Below are 4,351 nucleotides of genomic sequence, written 5' to 3'. Positions count from 1 at the left end.
TCAACCAACTCGGTTACCAAGTGACCCTCCAAGCAGAAGGAGCTGCCTGACCAGCGACTACGGACACGGGACGGGGGATTTTCGAATCAGGCGAGCGGAATCCGATTGAGGGCACCAGAATAGATCGGTCCAGCACATCGCCTCGCTCAAGTCGATCGGCATGAGAGACGGGCACTTCCTGGGCCTCGGTGTTACTCACCACGTCAGTCATCAACTGTCGCTTCCAGCTCGGGAGTTACACCAGTGACCGTACAGACCCCTTGCCGGATGCTCATCGGGCCGGTACTCGGCCTTCGGCGCGAACCCGACGTCGGTGGCGGTCAAGGGTGCGGCGCGTACGTGGCGAGCGGTGCGTACTTCACGCCCACGGACCCGAATCTGCTGCTCGCGCACATCAGCTGAATCCGCCGGCCCTAGCGCGCGGCGCCGTTTGGCACGGTGATAAGGGGGTTTCTCATGCGAATCCTGGACTGTTCTCAGACAAGGTTGCGAGCATCAGGCCCGTCAACTGCTCGCATCGGTCCGCGAACGACCCGGGAGCCCTCATTTCCATTCGCCTTCGCCGCTGTCGCCGCTCCCTCCTGCTGAGCGCGGTCACGCTCGCCGGACTGGCCGTCGGCACACAAACCATGGGCACCGCTTTCGGTGCCACCGCGCCGCTGAGCGATGCGCGCGAGGTCGTCCATTTCGACATCGCCGCCCTGCAGCAGCCGGAGAACATCACGCTGGAGCCGGGCGGGGCCGCCGATGTGACGTTCCAGAAGTCCCGGCAGGTGGCCCAGGTGGCCACGAGCGGGACGATCACCGTACTGGCGACCCTTCCCGCGCCGACCACCGGCAGCGCGACGGCGTCCGGCATCGTACGCACCGCCGACGGCACGCTCTACGTCAACTACAACGCGGGCGCCAATTCCGGCATCTATCGGATCCCGGCGGGCGGTGGCACTCCCGTGCTGGTGGTGGCGATGCCCGATGTGAAGGTGCTGAACGGCCTGGCGATCGACGCGAGCCGTGACACCTTGTACGCGACCGACTCCTCGTCCGGCACCGTGTGGAAGGTGTCGCTGAGGACGAGGGCCGCCTCCCTATGGACACAGGGAGGCGACTTCCAGCCCGGTTCGACCTCGACGTCCTCGTTGGGGGCCAACGGTGTCAAGGTGCACAACGGCGCCGTGTGGGTGACCAACACCGGCAACGGCACGTTGCTTCGGGTACCGATCAACAAGGACGGCACGGCAGGTACGGACACCGTCAAGGCGACCGGCCTGTCCGGGATCGACGACTTCACCTTCACCGGCCGCGGCGACCAGGTGCTGGCCGCCCAGAACGGCACCAACCAGGCCAGCATCGTCAGCTCGGACGGCACGGTTCAGACGGTGCTGACGGCGGCGGACGGGATCGAGAACCCGACGTCGGTGGCGGTCAAGGGCTCGACCGTGTACGTGGCGAGCGGGGCGTACCTCACGCGCACGGATCCGAATCTGCTGCTCGCGCGGCTGCGCTGAATGCGGGCGGGCCCGGGACAGTGAGCTCTTTCAGTGTGACCACTGTTCGGGTGACGATGTCGGCGTCCGCAACGGACAAGGCTCCTATGCCGTTGAGGGAGGTGTTCGACGTCTCAACTCATTGGCACGGGAGCCTTGTTGGTTGCCTGTCCTGCCGTACTCGACCTGCCTCATGCGCTGGTCGAGTGGGTCACGATGCTCATCGTCACCCGCGAGGGTGACCGTCGCCGCAAGCTCCCGCCGCACCAGCGTGCGCTGGTCGGCCTGGTGTACCTGCGGCGGCACGACACCCTCGCCCAACTCGCCGCCGGCTTCGGCATTTCCGTCGGCACCGCCCACGCCTGCACGGCGGCCGTCATCGCCCTGCTCGCCAACCGCGCGCCCGGGCTCCTGCGGACCCTGCGCGAAGCCGACCCCAAGGTCGGTACCGGACACCACCCGTGGTTTTAGCGGGCCTGGGTGGCGTCTCTGTCCTTGCGGGACGGCTCCACAGTGCCACACAGCACCTACCAGACAGGTTCTCTCCGACGGCCGTTTCACCCAGGCGAGCGACTGGGTCTTCATCATCTGCCTACGGCGGCAGCCGATCTCATTCTGCTCGGGGACCTCACCGGCCGCTACGCGGTGGGCAGTTACAGCAAGCTCGCCGCCGACGGCCAGAACGTGTCCCCGCGTAAGAGCCGTCAGGGCGCGGCCGAGCACGGGCACCGGATCACGGCGGCCATCGCCTGCCATGTCGCTCGCGCCGGCGGCACCGTCGACGAGCTGGCCCGACTACTGCTCCACCCCGAGCACGAAGGTGGGCGGCACGCCCGGAACATCGCGCTGCGCTCCGGCCAGTCACGTGCCCTGGCGTACATCGGCCGGGTATGGGCCAGCGCCTCGGCCGCGGTCAGCAGCACGACGATGCAGGAATCGCGGCACCACGCGTACGAGGTGCTCGCCGCGCTGCGTGACCGCATCGAGACGACGCCCTGGCGTGGGGAACGTGGGCGAACCGCACTGCGGGTCCTGCGGGCACATCTGAACTTCGCCGAGATCGCGGGCGGTCCCCTGCACCACGCGAGCGAGCGGCAGACCGCGGAGGAAGCGGGGATATCCCGCACGACCCTCCGGGTCGTTTACGAGACCGTCCTCAAACCACGGGGCTGGCTGCGACGCCTGCGCGTCGGCCACGGCCGCGAGGGCTCGACCTGGTATCTCGCCGCGGGCAGCCCCGACCGCCGCAGCATGCCTGCTCCGCATTCTCGTTTCCGAACCACTCAGTCCCCCCCCGACCTGGCACTTGAAGAGTGGCCCACCCCTGAGACGGGCACGACGGCCGACCTCGACTCCACCGTCATCGGCCGTCTGATGGGCCACGACGCCTTCGCCCACCGCGGTCTCGGCAGCGCCGCACTGGTGATCATCGGCGCACTGCACGCCCGTGCGGCGCAGACGGTCGCCGAGCTTGTCGGCTCGTCCTCCGTCTCCCGCGCCACCCTCTACCGCACCTTACGGCGTCTGGCCGACCACGGCCTTGTCCACCACAGCGGTGAGACCTGGACCCTGGCACCTCGCGCGCTGGAGGGCTTCGGTGACCGCCCCCTGGAGGCTGCGGCCGAAGAGATCGCCGAGCCGGCCCGCGGCTGGGACGCAGTCGCGGTACGGCACGGGACCGCGGGCGTCGCGTCCCGGCGCAAGGCGGTACACGCCGCCGAGCGCGCGGCGTACCAACAGGCGCTGGAGCGGCTGTCGGAGCACCGCAGCAAGGCCGTAGTGATCGTCCGCGACGGGCGCCAGGTGCTGGTTCCCGCGCCACGCCCCGACGAGATTCCCCCCACGTGGCAGACCCCGGACGGATGTGTCCTAGATCCGGTCACGGGCCGCGCCGCTCCCGACTGGCGGATCGCCACCGATGGACGGCTGATCCTCATCACCCCTGCCGACCAGCGCAGTTACGACGAGCTGGCCGCCGCCCATGCCGAAGCCCTCAGTGAATGGGAGTCCGCAGCGTGAACCCACCGCCTCGACCCACGGCCGATCACGACGATCAGGTCACCGCGAACGCACTGCGGGAGCAGTACGAGTCCGGTTCCACCGTGGACCAACTCGCGGCGTGCAGTGGCCTGTCGTACGGCACGGTCCTCAACCGGCTGCGTGAGGCCGGGACCGTGATGCGCACCTCGTGGCAGACGCGCCGGATGCGCGACGGGCAAGCCCGCCGCAATCTCGCCACCCGTCTGCGCCGCCTCTACGACGAACAGGGCGCCACGCTCGCAGAGTTGGCCGCAGCAGGATCCGTGACACGACGTGCCGCGCGGCGCCTGCTGATCGAGGCCGGGGGCACACCCCGCACCACGCAGCAGACACTGCGCATCCGTTCCGCAGCCGATGCCGCGCGGCGCAAGAAGCTCGCGTTGTCCCTGCGGGCACGGTACGAGGCCGGCGCCACGGTGCCGGGCCTCGCCGAGGAGTGCAGCTACTCCGTCGGCACCGTCTACCGGCTCCTGCACCAGGCGGGCACCCGCATGCGGCCCAAGCACAACCACGGCCCAGCCCGCGCCCCGAGGAAACGGTCATGAGCGCCGCAACACGGGTCCCCGGCCGGGCCCGGCAGACCGCGGGACCGATGGCGAGCCATCCCGAAGACAGCAGTGCTCGGGGTCCTCCTTCGCCCGCGCTCAGCAGCCACCGAACGTCGGCCTGCTCGCCGACGCACACAGGTCAACGCACCTTTTCCCGATTCAGGAGATCAAGCACACGTGAGTGAGAGGGCGTTAAGTCCGTTTCTGATAGCGGCCACGTCCGGGTTGCTCGAGGAATCCCTGGCGAACGAGTCGTCCCAGGCGGGAGCGGGTGACGTT

At 68.9% G+C, this 4,351-nt stretch carries 4 protein-coding genes and 1 pseudogene; all 5 read left to right on the top strand.

Annotated elements, in window-relative coordinates:
- Positions 1-243: 243 nt before the first annotated feature.
- The 5 genes and pseudogenes from ACZ3TS_RS42525 to ACZ3TS_RS42505 all read left to right on the top strand — a co-directional run bounded on the left by ACZ3TS_RS42525 (position 244) and on the right by ACZ3TS_RS42505 (position 4,069).
- Positions 244-402 carry a hypothetical protein gene (locus ACZ3TS_RS42525; protein WP_467628499.1) on the top strand — a complete coding sequence of 53 codons (159 nt, stop codon included), beginning with the start codon at positions 244-246 and terminating at the stop codon, positions 400-402.
- Positions 403-629: 227 nt separating this feature from the next.
- Positions 630-1,505, top strand: coding sequence for an SMP-30/gluconolactonase/LRE family protein (locus ACZ3TS_RS42520; protein ID WP_467628497.1), 876 nt, complete (start codon positions 630-632; stop codon positions 1,503-1,505).
- Between the two features lie 138 nt (positions 1,506-1,643).
- A pseudogene (locus ACZ3TS_RS42515) lies at positions 1,644-1,925 on the top strand (helix-turn-helix domain-containing protein); the annotation flags it as partial.
- Positions 1,926-2,129: 204 nt separating this feature from the next.
- Positions 2,130-3,503 (top strand): helix-turn-helix domain-containing protein, encoded by a 1,374-nt coding sequence (locus tag ACZ3TS_RS42510; protein ID WP_467628494.1) that lies wholly within the window; start codon positions 2,130-2,132, stop codon positions 3,501-3,503.
- The gene (locus tag ACZ3TS_RS42505) at positions 3,500-4,069 is read left to right on the top strand and encodes a helix-turn-helix domain-containing protein (protein WP_467628491.1); all 570 of its coding nucleotides are present in this window, start codon (positions 3,500-3,502) and stop codon (positions 4,067-4,069) included. The genes ACZ3TS_RS42510 and ACZ3TS_RS42505 overlap by 4 nt, the downstream gene beginning before the upstream one ends.
- The last annotated feature ends 282 nt before the right edge of the window (positions 4,070-4,351 follow it).

It is taken from the genome of Streptomyces sp. NPDC022910, from assembly GCF_055561075.1.
The sequence above is the reverse complement of the archived record's forward strand: the minus strand, read 5'-3'. Positions and strand labels throughout refer to the sequence as shown.

Bases quoted from the DNA above. Each gene is read 5' to 3' on its own strand.
- ACZ3TS_RS42520 (WP_467628497.1), top strand. From the start codon at position 630: ATGGGCACCGCTTTCGGTGCCACCGCGCCGCTGAGCGATGCGCGCGAG.